This window comes from Citricoccus zhacaiensis (assembly GCF_014645315.1).
In the GTDB taxonomy this organism is placed as follows: domain Bacteria; phylum Actinomycetota; class Actinomycetes; order Actinomycetales; family Micrococcaceae; genus Citricoccus; species Citricoccus zhacaiensis.
Genome location: NZ_BMLQ01000005.1, coordinates 122,278 through 138,451 on the forward strand (window position 1 = coordinate 122,278; position 16,174 = coordinate 138,451).

General features: G+C 69.3%; 16 protein-coding genes and 1 tRNA gene. 10 read left to right on the top strand and 7 right to left on the bottom strand.

What is annotated here, in order from left to right; genetic code table 11:
* Position 1: 1 nt before the first annotated feature.
* Positions 2-427 carry a hypothetical protein gene (locus IEX49_RS09675; RefSeq protein ID WP_188805968.1) on the bottom strand — a complete coding sequence of 142 codons (426 nt, stop codon included), beginning with the start codon at positions 425-427 and terminating at the stop codon, positions 2-4.
* A 276-nt stretch (positions 428-703) separates the two neighbouring features.
* Here IEX49_RS09675 and IEX49_RS09680 point away from each other — a divergent pair, with 276 nt between their 5' ends.
* The 5 genes from IEX49_RS09680 to htpX all read left to right on the top strand — a co-directional run bounded on the left by IEX49_RS09680 (position 704) and on the right by htpX (position 5,380).
* The gene (locus IEX49_RS09680) at positions 704-1,069 is read left to right on the top strand and encodes a hypothetical protein (protein WP_188805969.1); all 366 of its coding nucleotides are present in this window, start codon (positions 704-706) and stop codon (positions 1,067-1,069) included.
* 120 nt (positions 1,070-1,189) lie between these two features.
* Positions 1,190-1,489, top strand: coding sequence for a hypothetical protein (locus IEX49_RS09685; protein ID WP_188805970.1), 300 nt, complete (start codon positions 1,190-1,192; stop codon positions 1,487-1,489).
* A gap of 219 nt (positions 1,490-1,708) precedes the next feature.
* The gene (locus IEX49_RS09690; protein WP_229672510.1) at positions 1,709-3,106 is read left to right on the top strand and encodes an FAD-dependent oxidoreductase; all 1,398 of its coding nucleotides are present in this window, start codon (positions 1,709-1,711) and stop codon (positions 3,104-3,106) included.
* Positions 3,106-4,407, top strand: coding sequence for an MFS transporter (locus IEX49_RS09695; protein WP_188805972.1), 1,302 nt, complete (start codon positions 3,106-3,108; stop codon positions 4,405-4,407). Before IEX49_RS09690 ends, IEX49_RS09695 begins: the two co-directional genes overlap by 1 nt.
* Positions 4,408-4,510: 103 nt before the next feature.
* Positions 4,511-5,380 (top strand): zinc metalloprotease HtpX, encoded by an 870-nt coding sequence (gene htpX, locus IEX49_RS09700; RefSeq protein WP_188805973.1) that lies wholly within the window; start codon positions 4,511-4,513, stop codon positions 5,378-5,380.
* 53 nt (positions 5,381-5,433) lie between these two features.
* Here the strand turns inward: htpX and IEX49_RS09705 are convergent, their stop codons facing one another.
* Both IEX49_RS09705 and IEX49_RS09710 read right to left on the bottom strand, forming a co-directional pair.
* Entirely contained in the window at positions 5,434-5,922 is a 489-nt protein-coding gene (locus IEX49_RS09705; RefSeq protein WP_188805974.1) for a hypothetical protein, read from the bottom strand.
* 28 nt (positions 5,923-5,950) lie between these two features.
* The gene (locus tag IEX49_RS09710) at positions 5,951-6,439 is read right to left on the bottom strand and encodes a YajQ family cyclic di-GMP-binding protein (protein WP_115931970.1); all 489 of its coding nucleotides are present in this window, start codon (positions 6,437-6,439) and stop codon (positions 5,951-5,953) included.
* 284 nt (positions 6,440-6,723) lie between these two features.
* Between IEX49_RS09710 and IEX49_RS09715 the strand changes: the two genes are divergently transcribed.
* Positions 6,724-6,805, top strand: a tRNA-Tyr gene (locus IEX49_RS09715).
* 58 nt (positions 6,806-6,863) lie between these two features.
* Here IEX49_RS09715 and IEX49_RS09720 read toward each other — a convergent pair.
* Positions 6,864-7,796, bottom strand: coding sequence for an NADP-dependent oxidoreductase (locus tag IEX49_RS09720; RefSeq protein ID WP_188805975.1), 933 nt, complete (start codon positions 7,794-7,796; stop codon positions 6,864-6,866).
* Positions 7,797-8,141: 345 nt separating this feature from the next.
* Here IEX49_RS09720 and IEX49_RS09725 point away from each other — a divergent pair, with 345 nt between their 5' ends.
* The gene (locus IEX49_RS09725; RefSeq protein ID WP_188805976.1) at positions 8,142-10,400 is read left to right on the top strand and encodes a tannase/feruloyl esterase family alpha/beta hydrolase; all 2,259 of its coding nucleotides are present in this window, start codon (positions 8,142-8,144) and stop codon (positions 10,398-10,400) included.
* Positions 10,401-10,444: 44 nt separating this feature from the next.
* Here the strand turns inward: IEX49_RS09725 and IEX49_RS09730 are convergent, their stop codons facing one another.
* Positions 10,445-10,942, bottom strand: a complete 498-nt coding sequence (locus tag IEX49_RS09730) for a hypothetical protein (RefSeq protein WP_188805977.1) — start codon at positions 10,940-10,942, stop codon at positions 10,445-10,447.
* A gap of 232 nt (positions 10,943-11,174) precedes the next feature.
* Here IEX49_RS09730 and IEX49_RS09735 point away from each other — a divergent pair, with 232 nt between their 5' ends.
* A complete protein-coding gene (locus IEX49_RS09735; RefSeq protein WP_188805978.1) occupies positions 11,175-11,573 on the top strand; it encodes a thioredoxin family protein in 399 nt (132 codons plus the stop codon).
* On the opposite strand, the gene IEX49_RS09740 is transcribed toward IEX49_RS09735, so the two are convergent.
* Complete coding sequence (locus IEX49_RS09740; RefSeq protein ID WP_229672512.1) at positions 11,574-12,560, bottom strand: DNA-3-methyladenine glycosylase family protein; 987 nt, start codon at positions 12,558-12,560, stop codon at positions 11,574-11,576.
* A 141-nt stretch (positions 12,561-12,701) separates the two neighbouring features.
* Here IEX49_RS09740 and IEX49_RS09745 point away from each other — a divergent pair, with 141 nt between their 5' ends.
* On the top strand, positions 12,702-14,180 hold the full coding sequence (locus tag IEX49_RS09745) for a cystathionine beta-synthase (protein ID WP_188806137.1): 1,479 nt from the start codon (positions 12,702-12,704) through the stop codon (positions 14,178-14,180).
* Between the two features lie 11 nt (positions 14,181-14,191).
* On the top strand, positions 14,192-15,379 hold the full coding sequence (locus IEX49_RS09750; RefSeq protein ID WP_188805980.1) for a cystathionine gamma-synthase: 1,188 nt from the start codon (positions 14,192-14,194) through the stop codon (positions 15,377-15,379).
* On the opposite strand, the gene IEX49_RS09755 is transcribed toward IEX49_RS09750, so the two are convergent.
* The gene (locus IEX49_RS09755) at positions 15,376-16,158 is read right to left on the bottom strand and encodes a sulfite exporter TauE/SafE family protein (protein WP_188805981.1); all 783 of its coding nucleotides are present in this window, start codon (positions 16,156-16,158) and stop codon (positions 15,376-15,378) included. The two genes, IEX49_RS09750 and IEX49_RS09755, sit on opposite strands and share 4 nt — an antisense overlap.
* Between the last annotated feature and the right edge of the window lie 16 nt (positions 16,159-16,174).

Here is a 16,174-nt window from a genome sequence, read left to right on the forward strand (position 1 = left end):
GTCAGGACCTCCAGGGGGTCGGCGGCAGGGCGTCAGCCTGCGGAGCGGAAGGCTGTGAGACGGGCAGGGACACGAGCAGCGCCGTGGCAGCGGGGGAGACCGGGGCACCTGAGGACTCCGGGTGCCGGCTGGTGCCCTGGGCCTGTCCGTCCTGCTCCATCTGCTGCCGCTCCAGCTCCTGCTGTTCGCGCTGCTGCTCGCGTTCGTTGCGATCGTTGATGTAGTTCGTGAGGATGTTGATGACGAAGGAGAGAGCCACGCAGAAGGCGCAGATCAGGGCGGCGATGATCAGTCCGTAGACGAAGGAGGTGGTGCGGTCCTTCCACCGGCGCTCCGTGGGATTCAGCCCGAACAGGAAGGAGGCGCTGAGCCGATTGCGCCGAACCTCGACCGACTCGATGAGCTGCGAGTCGAAATCCATGGCCATGGGCGGTCCCCTCCTTCCCCCGGTACGCGCCGGGCTCGTCCTGGTGCGGCGCATCCCGGCGCCGTGACCTCCCACATCATTCCAGTGTTTGGACGGCGGCGGAAACAACGGCACCGGATGCGCATGGGGAGTTCTCCCCATCGGATCCGGTTGACCGGAGTCCGTCCCAGGCAGAACTATGGAGTCATCGGGCCGGCGGGTTGCCGAACAGGGCACACGTCAGGCACACCAACCACGGACCACCGGTCCGACATTGACCATCACAAGGGGATGAACATGAGTGACAAGCTAGAGCTCACAGAGGGCCTGGAAACGTTCGAGAAGGCCGCCCGTGACTCCGGTGACTCCGGAGAGCTGCTGGTCATCGAGGTACAGAACCTCGAGAAGGCGGTCGTCTCGCTGAAGGAGACCTTCAAGGGCTCCGGTGCCAATGCCTACAACAACTTCATGGTCAAGGTCAACGAGTGCCAGGGCACCCTGGTCGAGGCCTTGTCCCTGATCAACGCCGGCCAGGGCGAACTGTACAAGGCGTACAGCATCTCCGAGGAGACCACGGTGGACGACGCCAACGCCGCCGGCGGCGACAACCTCGAGCTCTCCTGGGGCGGCACCGGTGGCGGTGGCGGCGGTTCCATGGCCTGATCTTCCCCGTCTCGCCTTCCGTCCGAGCGGTATCGCCCGCTGGATCTTCACTGCCACACCCACTTCAGATTTCGCCCTTCAGATTTCGCCGGGACACCCGGACCCCGAAAGGACTAGACCATGGTTATCAAGTATGACGCCGGAGCATCAGCCGCCTACGAGTGGGAGGTCGGCCAGATCGCCGACCGCATCGAGGGCATCCTGGGCGACCGCGAGCAGCAGAAGGCCTACGTGGAGGAGAACTACGAGGCCACCAACACCTCGGAGGACCTCTCCGCCGTGGAGGCCAAGTGGCTCAACGCCTGCGAGCAGGTCCGCGACCTCGTCCGCGAGGCCAAGAGCCTCATGGAGAAGAACGATGTCACCGCTTCGGAAGCCGCTCGCGCGGCCGGTGTCGCCGTCGGCGGCATGGGCGGCTGACCACAGCTGACGCGCCCCTTGTGGCGTGGCATCAGGGGGCCGGTCCACGTGGGGCCGGCCCCCTGGACGTTAACGAGTCGACGTGACGTCCAGGGCAGGTCACGCGTCCGCCGGAAACGTGCATTCCATCACGCCACTCATGCGTATTCCGGAGGCATCGGTAGAATGGTCCGCTGGTGGCCTGCCCGCCACCGCCGAGCCCAGCCGATTGGACGACCAGTGACCTCTGCCCCCACCCGCCCCCTCCGCCTCGCCATCATCGGTGCCGGACCGGCCGGCGTGTATACGGCAGACCTGCTGACCAAGGCCGAACGTGACTTCGAGGTCAGCATCGACCTCTTCGACCGCTACCCGGCTCCCTACGGACTCATCCGCTATGGCGTGGCCCCGGACCACCCGAGGATCAAGGGCATCGTCAAGGCCCTGCACAAGGTCATGGACCGCGGGGACATCCGCTTCCTCGGCGGCGTGGACTTCGGCACCGACCTCACCCTGGAGGACCTGCGCGAGCACTATGACGCCATCGTCTTCTCCACCGGGGCCGTCCGGGACGCAGACCTGCCCGTTCCCGGCGTGGACCTCGAGGGTTCCTTCGGCGGCGCAGACTTCGTCTCCTGGTATGACGGCCATCCGGACGTACCGCGCCAGTGGCCGTTGACCGCGAAGGAGGTCGCGGTGATCGGCAACGGCAATGTGGCCCTGGATGTGGCCCGCATGCTCTCCAAGCATGCCGACGACCTACTGGTCACCGAGATCCCGGAGAACGTCTACGAGGGGCTCAAGGCCTCCCCGGTCACGGACGTGCACGTCTTCGGCCGCCGCGGGCCCGCCCAGGTGAAGTTCACCCCGCTGGAGCTGCGCGAGCTGGCGCACTCCAAGGACGTGGACATCGTGCTGTATCCGGAGGACTTCGAGTTCGATGAGGCCTCGGAGCAGTTGGCAGCGACGAACAACCAGGTCAAGACCATGGTCGGCACCCTGACCAACTGGCTCGTCGAGGACCAGGACTCCGGCGCCTCGCGCCGCCTGCACCTGCACTTCCTGCAGCAGCCGGTAGAGATTCTCGGCGGCGAGGGGGACGAGGCCGGCCAGGTCGCCGGCCTGCGGATGGAGCGCATGGAGCTGGACGGCACCGGCAATGTCAAGGGTACGGGCGAGTACATCGACTACCCGGTCCAGGCCGTGTACCGGGCCATCGGCTACCACGGTTCCCCCGTGCCCGGGCTCGGCTATGACGAGCGCAAGGGGGTCATCCCCAACGACGCCGGCCGCATCCTGGACGAGAACGGCATCCCGGTGCCCGGCCTGTATGCCTCCGGCTGGATCAAGCGCGGCCCGGTGGGCCTGATCGGCCACACCAAGGGCGACGCCCTGGAGACCATCGGCTGCATGCTCGAGGACCAGCCGGACCTGTGGTCTGCGGCGAACCCGGACGAGCAGGCGGTCATCGACCTGCTGGAATCGCGCGGCATCGAATACACCACCTGGGAGGGTTGGCTGAAGTTGGACGAGCACGAGCTCGGCCTCGGTGCCACCGCCACCGGCTCCGGTCCCGTGCAGCGCGAGCGCGTCAAAGTGGTTCCCCGTGAGGACATGACCCGCATCAGCCGCGGCTGATGGCGCGGCTGCTCGCAGACCTCACCCCTCTGCGGGTCAGCCCCGCCTACCGGCGGCTCTGGATCGGGAACTCGCTCTCGGCAGTCGGCACGCAACTGACCCTCGTCGCGGTCAGCCTCGAGGTCTTCCACCTCACCGGTTCATCGCTGGCCGTCGGGATGCTGGGCGCGTTCGCCCTGGTGCCATTGGTGGTGGCCGGGCTCTATGGCGGGGCGGTGGCCGACCACGTGGACCGGCGCAAGCTCGCCCTGGCCTCCTCCTCCGTGCTGTGGCTGACCGCCGTCCTGATCGCGGCCCAGGCCTGGCTGGGGCTGGAGAACGTGTGGGTGCTGTACGTGCTGGTGGCCGTCCATTCCGGAGCCTCCGGCATCAATCAGCCCACCCGCGGGGCCATCATCCCCGCACTCGTGGGCCTCAAATTGCTGCCGGCCGCCAACGCCCTGAACATGATGACGTTCTCGGTGGCCATGATGGTCGGGCCGCTGTTCGCCGGCGTCCTGGTGGCCCAGGTGGGCTATGCCTGGACGTACTCCGTGGACGTGGTGACCTTCCTGGCTGCTCTCTATGCCGTGTGGCGCCTGCCCTCCCTGCCGCCGCAGCGGCAGGACGGTGAGGAGGCTGCCGGGACTCGGCGCCGGGTCGGCTGGGGCTCCGTGGTGGAGGGGTTCCGCTTCCTCGGGTCCCGCCCCAACCTGCGGATGACCTTCATCGCGGACATCGTCGCGATGGCCACCGCCTTCCCGCGGGCGCTGCTGCCGGCGATCGGCGCGGTGGTGCTGGGCGGCGGCGAGGCCGCCGTCGGGATCCTGTTGGCGGCCATGGCCCTCGGCGCCTTTCTCACGGGGCTGTTCTCCGGGCCGCTGACGCGCATCGTCCGGCACGGGGCGGCGGTATATTGGGCCATCGTCGCCTGGGGGCTGTCCGTGGCCGGCTTCGGCGTGGTGGTTTATCTGGCGGCCCGTGCCGGGGCCTCCGGCGGCGAGCCCCAGCACTACCTGTGGGCGGCCGCGGCCTGCCTGGCCCTGGCCGGCTGCGCCGACTCCGTCTCCTCCGTCTTCCGCAACACCATCCTGCAGTCGGCCACCCCGGACCATCTGCGAGGGCGGCTCCAGGGCGTGTTCATCGTGGTGGTGGCCGGTGGGCCGCGGGTGGGGGAGATGCTGACCGGGAGCGCCGCCGAGCTGCTGACCGAGCCGGTGACGCTCATGGCCGGTGGAGTGCTCTGCGTACTCGGAGTCAGCGCCCTGATGCGCTGGCAGCCCGGCTTCCTGAAGTACGACTCCCGCCGCCCCGTTCCCTGAGGACCTGCCGTCCGGAATTCCCGGCCGGTGACGTACATTGTACCCACAGACGCGTCATCGACCGTCCCTGAGTTTCCCGCGCCCCTGGAAGGACCGCCCCCGGATGCACCGGCATTACAACGGACTGAAGACCACCCTGCTGTTCGCCGGATTGTTCGCCGTGCTGCTGGCGATCGGCGGTGTCATCGCGGCCGGGACCGGCCGGGCCGTGTGGATCGGGGTCTTCGCCGTCATCGGTGTGGCGTCCACGGCCTACAGCTACTGGAACAGTGACAAGATCGCGATCCGCTCCATGCGCGCCTATCCGGTCACCGAGCAGGAGCAGCCGGAGATGTACCGGATCGTCCGCGAGCTCTCCGAGGCGGCCCAGCAGCCGATGCCGCGGCTCTACGTGGCGCCCACCGCCTCACCCAATGCCTTTGCCACGGGCCGCAATCCGCAGAATGCCGCCGTGTGCTGCACCGAGGGGATCCTGCAGATGCTCAATGCACGCGAGCTGCGCGGGGTGCTCGGGCACGAGCTGATGCACGTCTACAACCGGGACATCCTGACGTCCTCCATGGCGGCCGCCGTCGCCGGGGTCATCACCTCGGTGGCCCAATTCATGCTGTTCTTCGGAGCCGGCCGGGACAACCGCGGTGCGAACCCCCTGGCGATGATCGCGCTGGCACTATTGTCCCCGATCGCGGCCTCGCTCATCCAGATGTCCATCTCCCGGACCCGGGAGTACGATGCGGACGAGGACGGTGCCCGGCTCACCGGAGACCCTCTCGCCCTGGCCTCGGCCCTCTACAAACTGCAGAACGGCATCCAGGCCGCCCCGCTGCCCTCCGAGCAGCGGCTGCAGAACACCGCACACCTGATGATCGCCAACCCGTTCCGGAACGTGCAGAAGATGTTCTCCACGCATCCGCCGATGAATGAGCGGGTCAAGCGCCTCGAGGGCATGGCCCGGGAGTTGGGCCAGGCCTGACGCGGCGGCTCAGTTGCCCCGGGTCAACTGACCCGGCCGGCCGCGGGCCATCGTCAGGACGTGGGCAGCAGCCCGCCGGCGCGCTCCCAGGCGCGAGCCAGGTGGTCCTTCACCGGAGCGGACAGCAACTCCTCGGCCGCCTTCTCAGCCTGACGGATCGAACCGCCGGCCGCCTGCCGCGCCTCCTCGGCGATGGCCCGCTGCTGACGGTGCCAGTCGCGGTCCTCGAAGCGCGGTTCAGGCGCGATCGAGGCCAGCTGCGCGGCGATCCGGTTCTGGTTTCGCTCCGCAGCCCGCAACCGCTCTGGTTCCAGGACCTGATCGATGAAGCCTCCGTGCACCACGAGGCCGATGCCCCCGTCGAGGCCGTGGCGTAGGGCCACGGCCAGGACCATCTCTGCGGAGATGCCCGCGAGGCCGGGATCCTGCGCCACCCAGGGCTGCCGGGACAGTGGCCGTCCACGGCGGGCGTCCACGAGCACGTCGCCGAGGGTGGCCTGCAGGGTGCTGACGAAGCCGTCGGGGGTGATCAGGTAGAGCATGGTGTCCTCGGTCGGTCGAACGGGCTTCTCAGCGGAAGTTGATGAACTGCAGGTCGGCGTCCTCGAAGTCCTTGAGCATGGCGATGGTCGCCTGCAGGTCGTCGCGGGACTTGGAGGACACGCGGAGCTCGTCGCCCTGGATGGTGGCCTTGATGGACTTCGGGCCCTCATCGCGGATCAGCTTGGTGATCTTCTTGGCGGTGGGCTGGTCGATGCCCTCCTTGATGGTCGCCTCCATGCGGTACTCCTTGCCCGAGGCGTAGGGCTCACCGGCCTCGAGGGACTTCAGGGAGATGCCGCGCTTGACCAGCTTGGACTGGAAGACGTCCAGGACGGCCTTGACGCGCTCCTCGGAGGCGGCCTTCATCAGGATGGACTCGCCGCTGAAATCAACCTCCGCGCCCACGCCCTTGAAGTCATAGCGCTGGGCTATCTCCTTCTGGGCCTGGTTCAGGGCATTGCTGATCTCCTGCTTGTCGACCTTGCTGACCACATCAAACGTCGAATCGCTGGCCATGGCTCCTCTTCACTGTTGTGTCCGCCGCGATGAGAGTGCGGTGGACTCGGGTGGGACGTTCCTCGCGGACAGCCTACCGGTGGGCCCCGGTGCCGTGGCATACCGTGGCGGTGCCCGAACTCCAGCGCGGAGAAGCGGGCGGGGCAGCCAACGGAAAGCCGGTAGAAATGCAGGCAGAGAAGCTGGCGAAGGCTCCGATTCGAAATCCTGGCCCGGCTCCGGTAAAGTGAGGTGTCGCCGACCGAACAGACTGGTTCAAACCAGTTTCGCACGGGAGGGGCCCCGGCAGATTACCCGAGCGGCCAAAGGGGGCTGACTGTAAATCAGCTGGCATTGCCTTCACTGGTTCGAATCCAGTATCTGCCACACTGCGGAAAACCGCGGGAGTCACCAGACTCCCGCGGTTTTCTCGTTTCCGGGATCTTCAGAAGGTCAGCACCAGGCGTCCACGGACGCCGCCGGCCTCCAGGCGTCGGTGGGCCTCCGGGGCCTGTTCCTTCGGCAGGGACGCGGCCACCCGCAGGCTCACCAGGCCGTCCTCCGCCTGTTGCCTGAGCGTGTCCAGCTTCTGCTGTTCCCGGGCGTAGTCCGCGACCATGATCGGCTGAAACCTGACGCCACGTTCGCCCGGCTCGTCGTAGCCCCGGATGGTGATGACGGTGCCATCATCCCGGACGGCGGGGGCAACTGCGGCGTGCAGCATCGCTCCGTCGACGGCGCCGTCCACGCCGTCGGGGAACCGCTCACGGACTCGGTCGGCGAATCCTTCGCCGCGGGGAAGCACGACGTCGGCCCCCAGGCCGGCGACCAGCTCCTGGTCCTTTGCCGCGGCATCGGCGACGACGGTCAGCCCGTCAGCCTTCGCCAACTGGACCGCGTATCCGCCCATGGCGCCAGCGGCCCCGGTGACGGCGACGACGCTGCCGGACGGCAGGCCGAGGGTGTCCAGAGCCAACCGTGCGGTGAGGCCGTTCATGGGCAGGGTGCTGGCCTCCACGTGGCCGGCGCCTCGTGGTGCGGCGGCCACGGATTCGGCGGGCACGACCACCTGTTCCGCGTAGGCGCCGTGGGTGCCGCGCGGCACGACGATCGCCATGACGGCGTCACCCACGCGGAGCGGGGTCTCGGTGCCGGGTCCGATCTCCTCCAGTATCCCGGCGACGTCCATTCCGGGGACCAGGGGTCGAGGCTGCCGGGACAGGTCCCGTTGCCCGGATCGGAGCAGGGTGTCCGTCGGATTGACGGCGGCCGCATGGACGCGGATCCGTACTTCTCCCTCCTCAACGGCAGGTTGGGGCAGGTCGACGACGTGCAGGGCGTCCGGTGTTCCTGGGTCATGGATTCCAATGGCTCGCATAACCGGCGCAACCGGATCAACCTGAGGATTATTCCGTCACAGTGTGACTCACGCCGCCATGCGCCCGGAAAGACCGTTGACGGAATCGACCATTGTCTTTGACAACTGGATGTCCATAGGATGTGTCCACCACTCGCACTGTGGCCTACATCACAATTCAGAGAGGTGCTGGCCAGCGGGTGCTATCCCCTTCCTGAAAGGACATCCCCATGGAACGCCCTGATGGTCACGCCCCTGACCAAACCGCTCCCGACCGCCCCGCTCCCGACCGCCCCGCTCCCGACCAGACCGCCCGCGGCCGGGCCGTCCCCGAGCGCCGCCCGAGCCGGCTGGGGAGGTGCTGAGATGAGCCGAGTTCCCCTCCGCCGAGCCGCGGTCGCCGGTGCCGCCGCCGTCGGGCTCCTCCTGAGTTCGTCCGGAATGGCACTGGCCGGCACCTCCGTCCCCGCCGCCTCCGCCACATCCACCGCGACCGTGGGCATCGGCACGTCCGCAGCTGCCCCGGACTGCGCGGCGCTGTCCGGATTCGAGTTCGAGTCCACCACCATCACCGGCGCTGAGGTCGTAGCCGCCGGCACCCTCACCAACCGGGGTGAGGACATCGGTGAGCACTGCCTCGTCACGGGTCAGATGAACGAGCGGACCAGTCCTGTCGACGGCGAGGAGTATGCCATCGGCTTCGAGATGCGCCTGCCGAAGGACTGGAGCGGGCAGTACCTCTACCAGGCCAACGGCGGCTTGGACGGCTCCGTCAGCACCGCTCTGGGCCGGGTGGGCGGCGGCGAGAGCGGTCTCCAGATGGGCATGGCGGTCATCAGTTCCGACGCCGGCCACTCCGGCAGCCAGAACCCCACCTTCGGTCTGGACCCGCAGGCCCGGCTGGACTACGGCTACCAGGCCGTGGGCACCCTGACCCCGATGGCGAAGGCTCTCGTGGAGGAGGCCTACGGCAGCGCGCCGGAGTACTCCTACCTGACGGGCGGGTCCAACGGCGGCCGGCACACCATGGTGGGCGCCTCCCGCTACACCGACGAGTACGACGGCTTCCTCGCGCTGGCACCCGGCTTCAACCTCCCGCAGGCGGCGGTGGCCCAGTTGTGGGGCGCGCAGCAGTGGAACACCGTGGCCACCAGCGACGATCTGAACTCGGCCCTCACCCCGCCGGAACGGGTGCTGCTGGCGGAGGCCATCCTGGCCCAGTGCGACGATCTGGACGGCCTGGCCGACGGGCTGGTCCAGGACCAGGCTGGGTGCGGCGAGATCTTCTCCGTGGCGGACCACGTCCCCACATGTGAGGCCGACCGGGACGGGACGTGCCTGAGCGAGGAGCAGAAGGCCGTGGTGACGACCGTGTTCGACGGCGCCACCACCAGCGACGGCACCGCCGTCTACAGCTCCTTCCCCTATGATCCGGGCCTGGTGCAGCCGGGATGGGGCAGCTGGAAATTCGACTCACCGATCTCACGGGACTCCGTGGCCGTGGGGTACATCTTCTCCACCCTGCCCTACGCCCCGGCCCTGAACGACCAGGCCCTGCGGGACTTCGTGCTGAACCTTGATATCGACGAGGCCAACGCGTCGATCTACGCCACCGAGGGGATCTACACCGAGAGCGCCATGGAGTTCATGACTCCGCCGGACCTGGAGTTCAACGATCTGAAGGCCTCCGGCGGCAAGATGATGGTCATCCACGGTGCCTCGGACGGGGTGTTCTCCTCGGACGACACTTCCGCCTGGTACCGGGAGCTCAACGAGGCCCACGGCGGTGACGCCTCCGACTTCGTCCAGTACTACGAGGTGCCGGGCATGGGGCACGTCTCCGGCGGTCCGGCCACGGACCAGCACGATGCGCTCGCGGCCCTCGTCAGCTGGGTGGAGGACGGCGAGCAGCCGGAGAGGCTCGAGGCCTGGGTCAACCCGGCCAACGAGCAGGTTCCGGAAGACTGGTCGAGCGAGCGCTCCCGCCCGCTGTGCATCTACCCCGCGGTGGCCACCTACACGGGTGGGGACACCGAGTCTGCTGCCAGCTTCGAGTGCGTGGAGGACGCCGGCCCCGAGGTGCCGGAATTCTCGGACAACCTCCCAGGCTCGCCGTACTACACCCCGGTGCAGTGGATGGCTCGGACCGGGCTGTCCCTGGGGTACGCCGACGGGACGTTCCGCAAGAGCCAGGCCGTCACGCGGGCAGAGACCGCAGCCTTCCTCTACCGGTACATTCAGCCCGATTTCGACGCACCCGAGGAGTCCCCGTTCTCCGACGTCTCCGAGAACTCGGGACACTTCGCCGCGATCGCCTGGGCTGCGGCCGAGGAGATCACCCGAGGGTACGCGGACGGGACCTTCCGTCCGGGCACCTCCGTGACGCGCGGGGAGTTCGCCACGTTGCTGTATCGGCTCGAGGCACCGGATCACCATGCGCCGGCCATCTCCCCGTTCAAGGACCTGCCCGTGGGTGGCTCGAACTATGAGGCCATCACCTGGCTCGCCTCGGAGGGCATCTCCCTGGGGGACACGGATGGCAACTACAACCAGACCGCGCCGGTGAGCCGTGGCCACATCTCGGCGTTCCTGCAACGCTATGACGCCTTCGTCACTGGCGACTGAGTAGTCCCTGCTGTCCCTTCAGCTCCTGCCCGTGGCCGCACCCATCATGCGGCCACGGGCAGCGGCATCAGGTCCCAGATGGTGCAATAGGCGTGATCCGGTGCTCCCATGACGGACTCGTAATAGGCCCACGCCCAGGCCGGGGCCCCGTTCGAATCGGGAGGGGCGGCCGGGCAGTGCCCGGGCTCCAGCCAGCGGCCGTCCACGCAGATGAAATCGAGATAGTCGGCCACGGAGCCGTCCCGGGGCGGCTGGAGGGAGTCCTTGAGGTCCACCGCGAGTGCCACCCCATAGAGCTCCGTGGCGTCGGTGTCCAGAACCAGTCCGCAGTCCCGCTCGAACGCCTGCACCCACTCCATGGACTCGCGCAGCGCCTGCTCCGCCTCCTCTCGGTCCACCACCACCATGACGGTCGTGCGCCGTCCGGGGGCCATGCGCCCCGGTCCGGACGGGCCGTGTTTGGGATGGGGTGCCGATCTCGGGAGTTGTGGGGACCGGCGCTGCTCGGAACGGCGGGGTTGCTGCGGGGCGTCGTGCGACATCGGGTGCTCCTCGGCTGATCGATCCAATGGGACGGTCTTCTGCTGACCGGATGATCCGACGCTTCTGCTGACCGGATGATCCGACGCTAGGAAGCCAGCCGGCCCCGCATCAGGGTTCCGTGGGCCAACCGTGGGAAACGCGCGAGGGAGGTGGAGGCTGTGGAGGAGGGGGCCGCCGTCGCCTGTGGACCAGGCTCCCGCGGCACCGCCGGCGGCGGTTAGGGTGGAAGGCATGGCAACCATCGAGATCACCGAAGCCGGATTCGAACAGACCATCACCGAGAACGACATCGTCTTCGTCGACTTCTGGGCCGGCTGGTGCGGACCCTGCAAGCAATTCGCCCCGGTCTACGAGCAGGTGTCGGGCGAGCACCCGGACATCGTGTTCGGCAAGGTCGACACCGAGGCCGAGCGAGGCCTTGCCGCCGCCGCGAACATCACCTCGATCCCGACCCTCATGGCGTTCCGGGACAAGGTCCTGGTCTACGCCCAGCCCGGCGCCGTCAACGCCACCCAGCTGCAGGAGCTCGTCACGGCCGTCAAGGGACTGGACATGGACGAGGTCCGCGAGCAGGTCGCCCAGAACCAGAATCCCGATCAGAACTCAGATCAGAACTCCGACCAGAACTGACTACCGCCGCCGGTGGTCCGCCGGTGCCAGCCGCGGGCCGAACCGGCTGAACCGGATGCCGGACAGGCCGATGAGCCGGACCACGCGCTGCCGGTGACCGGCCCACGGCTCCAGCAGCCGCAGCATCCCGGCATCGTCCGTGCGCCGGCCGGTCAGCGCCTCGCCCACCTGATGGGCCAGGTGGTAGTCACCCACCGCCACCGTGTCCGGGGCCCCGTGGGTCCGCTGGACGGTCTCCGCGGCCGTCCAGACGCCGACCCCCGGCACGGCGGTCAACATCTGGGCGGCGACACCCGCGGGTAAGCCGGCCAGCCGCTCCAGGGCGCTCGCCCGCTCGGCCACCCGCAGCATCGCCCTCGACTGTGCAGGCTGGACCCAGCCGGCGTGCCACGCCCAACTGGGGATGCGCCGGACGGCGTGGGCGGTCGGCGGCAACAACATGCCCGGCGGCGCCGGAGCCGGAGCCGCCTCGCCGAAGCCCCGCACCAGCCAGCGCCACCCGGACCGGGCCTGGTCATGGGTGACCTTCTGCTCCAGGACCACGGTCAGCAGCTGGTCCACCATTCTCCCCGTGGCCGGCAGGCGCAGCCCGGGGTTCGCCCGGCGGGCCTGCGACACCGCATGCGGAAGAACGGCTGCCCCCGAGGCCCCCGCTGAGCGCGGGGCGAGGAGCGCGTCGAAGGCCGACCAGTCGTCGTCGAGCCCCAGCAGCCGGTGCGCGTCCGCCACAGCTGTCTCGGCGCCTGGGCCCCACGCGAGCACCGGGACCGGGCCCGGGACCAGCGCCGAGGGCGCCGGCCGGACGAGCACCGTCACCGGATCGCCCGAGCTCGGTACCCGGTAGCAGAGCCAGACCCCATCGGGACGGGACTGCACGGTGGGATCGGCATGTCCGCGCTGCAGGACGCCCAGGGTCAGGCGCACGTCCACGGGGACGCCGGGCTCCAGCACCAGGGTGGCGTCCGGGGCGGGCAGGGAACCTAACACCCTGCCATTGTCCCGCGTTGAGTGGTCACGCGGATTCATGCTCTTGCCGCCCAAGGCGGCCCCGGCGGTACCGTTGAGCCCATGAACGCGCAGCCCGAGAACGCCGGCACTCCAGAGACCCCATCCGGCCACCCGCACGGCATGACCTACGCCGAGAACGTCCTCGGCCTCATCGGCAACACCCCGCTGGTGAAGCTGAACAGGGTCACCGAGGGGCTCAGGGCCACCATCCTGGTCAAGCCCGAGTACCTGAACCCGGGCGGCTCGGTGAAGGACCGCATCGCGCTGAAGATGATCGAGAACGCCGAGGCCGAGGGCAAGCTCTCCGCCGGTGGCACCGTGGTGGAGCCGACCTCCGGGAACACCGGAGTCGGCCTGGCCATGGTCGCCCAGCTCAAGGGCTACCGCTCCGTGTTCGTCACACCGGACAAGGTGGGCGAGGAGAAGCGGGATGTCCTCAGGGCCTACGGCGCCGAGGTGGTGGTCACCAAGACCTCCGTGGCCCCCGAGTCCGAGGAGTCCTACTACGGGGTGGCCAACCGCCTCGAACGGGACATCCCGGGGGCCTACCAGCCCAACCAGTTCTTCAACCCCTCCGCCCCCGAGTCCCACTACGAGACCACCGGCCCGGAGATCTGGCGGGACACCGCCGGCCGGCTCACCCACGTGGTCATCGGTGCGGGTACCGGTGGCACCATCACGGGCACGGGCCGCTACCTCAAGGAGGTCTCCGCGGACCGCGCCTCCGGCCCCGTCAAGGTCATCGCCGCCGATCCGGACGGTTCCGTCTACTCCGGCGGCACCGGCCGGCCCTACTCCGTGGAGGGCGTGGGGGAGGACATGTGGCCCGGCAACTACGACCCCTCCGTCCCGGACGAGGTCCTCGCCGTGGAGGACGCCGCCTCCTTCGAGATGACCCGCCGCCTCGCGGCCGAGGAGGGCCTGCTCGTGGGCGGATCCTCCGGGATGGCCGTCGTCGCAGGCCTCCGGGCCGCGCAGGACCTCGGCGAGGACGACGTGATGGTCATCATCCTGCCGGACTCCGGCCGCGGTTACCTCGGCAAGATCTTCAACGAAGGCTGGATGGACGAGATGGGCTTCGCCATCACCCGGCAGGACTCGGTGCTGCCCGCGGAGCCCACCACTAACACCGCGCACGACGCCGGCCCCTCGGGCCCCGCGGTGTCCTCGCCCTCCGCGTGGAACGCGACGGTCGCCGACCTCCTGCGGGAGAAGTCCGCCTGGCTGCCCGGCGCCCTGCCGTCCGTGGTCACCGCCCCGAAGGACGCCACCCTGGCCGAGGCCATCTCCACCATGAACCGCTACGGCGTGGACGCCCTGCCCGTGGTCGGCGCGCCCCGGGATGACCTGCGCGTCGGCGAGATCCTGGGCGCCGTGGACGTGGCCACGCTCACCGACCTGCTGGCCACCGGGCGGGCGACCGCCGCGGACACCGTGTTCGACCACGTCGGCGCCCCCCTGCCGAAGGTCAACGTCAACGCCCCGCTCTCCACCGTGCGCGAGGCTCTGCGCTCCGCCCACGCCGTGATGGCCACCCACCACGGCGTGGTCACGGGCATCGTCACCCTGCACGACCTGCTGGCCCGCGTGGCCCGCTGAAAGGACTGGACATGACCAACGAGACCCCCCGCTACGAGGGCTTCAACACCCGCGCCATCCACGCCGGCCAGGCCCACGAGACGGTCTATGGCGCCGTGGTGCCACCCGTGCACCTCTCCACCACCTATGCCCCCGAGGCCGTGGGGCAGCTGCGCCACGGCTATGACTACGGCCGCGGCACCAACCCCACCCGTGATTCCCTCCAGGAGCAGCTGGCCGCCCTGGAAGGCGGCGTGGATGGCAGGGCCCGCGCCTTCACCTTCGGCTCCGGCCTGGCCGCCGAGAATGCCCTGATCCACGCCGTGGCCGGCCCTGGCGCCCACATCGTCATGGGCAACGACGTCTACGGCGGCACCTACCGCCTGATCAACAAGATCCTGGGCCCCTGGGGCGTCACCCACACCGTGGTGGACATGGCAGACGCCTCCGCTGTGGAACAGGCACTGGCGGCCACCGACGCCTCCGCTACCCGGATCCTGTGGCTGGAGACGCCCTCCAACCCGATGATGAAGGTCTCGGACATCGCCGCACTGGCGGAGGCGGCGCACGCGGCCGGGGCGCTGCTGGTGGTGGACAACACCTTCGCGACGCCGTACCTGCAGCTGCCGCTGGAACTGGGCGCCGACGTCGTGGTCCATTCCACGACCAAGTACATCGGCGGGCACTCCGATGTGATCGGCGGCGCCGTGGTGGTCAACGACCCGGAGCTCGCCGAGAAGGTGAAGTTCCAGCAGTTCGCTGCCGGTGCGGTCAACGGGCCGCTGGACGCCTATCTGACCACCCGGGGGCTCAAGACGCTGGGGGTGCGCATGGACCGCCACAATGCGAACGCCGCCACGATCGCCCAGCACCTGCAGGGCGTCTCCGGCGTGGAGCGGGTGCTGTACCCGGGCCTGCCCGACCACCCCGGCCATGAGCTGGCGTCCCGCCAGATGCGCGGCTACGGCGGCATGGTTTCGGTGCAGTTCACCGGCGGGGCGGCGGCCGCCAAGCAGGTCGCCGAGACCACCCGGCTGTTCCAGCTGGCGGAGTCCCTGGGCGGGATCGAGTCGCTGATGAACTACCCGGCCGAGATGACCCACGCCTCCGTGGCCGGCACCGAGCTCGCGGTGCCGGACAACCTGGTGCGCCTGTCCGTGGGCATCGAGGACGTGGCCGATCTGATCGACGACCTGGACCGCGCCATCGCCTCGCTCTAGGCAGCGTCCAGCAGGAGCCGGAGGGCGACGACGTAGCCGAAGAGCACCACGAGGACCCGGAAGACCGGTCCGGGCAGTCGCCGCCCGATGAGGGCGCCGAGCCAGCCGCCGACCACGGAGCCGATCGCCAGGAGTCCGACGGCGGCCCAGTCGACGGGAGCGATCCAGACGAAGATCAGGGCGGCCACCACGTTGGCCGCCAGCACGGCCACGTTCTTCAGGGCGTTGATGGTCTGGAGCCGTTGCTCCAGTCCCAGGGCGAGAAAGGCCACGAGCATGACTCCCTGGCCTGCCCCGAAGTAGCCGCCGTAGACGCCGATGGCCGCTGACACCCAGGCCAGGGGCGCCGGTAGGCGGGTGCTGGTGCCGCGGGGCGCGTCCCCACGGCGCCTCGCCCGCCGCCGCAGCACCCCGGAGATGGCGGGCTGGGCGCCGACCAGGGTGGCGGCCAGCAGGATCAGCCAAGGTGCCAGCCGCGAGAAGGCCTCAGAGGGCAGCGAGAGGAGCAGCGCGGCCCCGGCCGCCGCGCCCACGGCGGTGGTCGCGGCGACGCCGATGACCAGGCCGCGCTGGCCCACGAGCTCGTGGCGATACCCCCAGGTGCCGGTGATGTTCCCCGGCACGAGCCCGATGGTGTTGGAGACGTTCGCCACCACGGGCGGCAGGCCGACGGCCAGCAGGACGGGGAAGGTCACCAGGGAGCCGGCCCCGATGGCGGTGACGACCAGGCCACCTCCGAGGCCGGCCGCGAGGATCGCGAGTGCCGTCAGCACGTCCACCGGCGCCTCCCTCCGG

Coding starts and splice junctions, on each gene's coding strand:
- IEX49_RS09675 (WP_188805968.1), bottom strand. CDS start 427: ATGGCCATGGATTTCGACTCGCAGCTCATCGAGTCGGTCGAGGTTCGG.
- IEX49_RS09680 (WP_188805969.1), top strand. CDS start 704: ATGAGTGACAAGCTAGAGCTCACAGAGGGCCTGGAAACGTTCGAGAAG.
- IEX49_RS09685 (WP_188805970.1), top strand. CDS start 1,190: ATGGTTATCAAGTATGACGCCGGAGCATCAGCCGCCTACGAGTGGGAG.
- IEX49_RS09695 (WP_188805972.1), top strand. CDS start 3,106: ATGGCGCGGCTGCTCGCAGACCTCACCCCTCTGCGGGTCAGCCCCGCC.
- htpX (WP_188805973.1), top strand. CDS start 4,511: ATGCACCGGCATTACAACGGACTGAAGACCACCCTGCTGTTCGCCGGA.
- IEX49_RS09705 (WP_188805974.1), bottom strand. CDS start 5,922: ATGCTCTACCTGATCACCCCCGACGGCTTCGTCAGCACCCTGCAGGCC.
- IEX49_RS09710 (WP_115931970.1), bottom strand. CDS start 6,439: ATGGCCAGCGATTCGACGTTTGATGTGGTCAGCAAGGTCGACAAGCAG.
- IEX49_RS09720 (WP_188805975.1), bottom strand. CDS start 7,796: ATGCGAGCCATTGGAATCCATGACCCAGGAACACCGGACGCCCTGCAC.
- IEX49_RS09725 (WP_188805976.1), top strand. CDS start 8,142: ATGAGCCGAGTTCCCCTCCGCCGAGCCGCGGTCGCCGGTGCCGCCGCC.
- IEX49_RS09730 (WP_188805977.1), bottom strand. CDS start 10,942: ATGTCGCACGACGCCCCGCAGCAACCCCGCCGTTCCGAGCAGCGCCGG.
- IEX49_RS09735 (WP_188805978.1), top strand. CDS start 11,175: ATGGCAACCATCGAGATCACCGAAGCCGGATTCGAACAGACCATCACC.
- IEX49_RS09745 (WP_188806137.1), top strand. CDS start 12,702: ATGACCTACGCCGAGAACGTCCTCGGCCTCATCGGCAACACCCCGCTG.
- IEX49_RS09750 (WP_188805980.1), top strand. CDS start 14,192: ATGACCAACGAGACCCCCCGCTACGAGGGCTTCAACACCCGCGCCATC.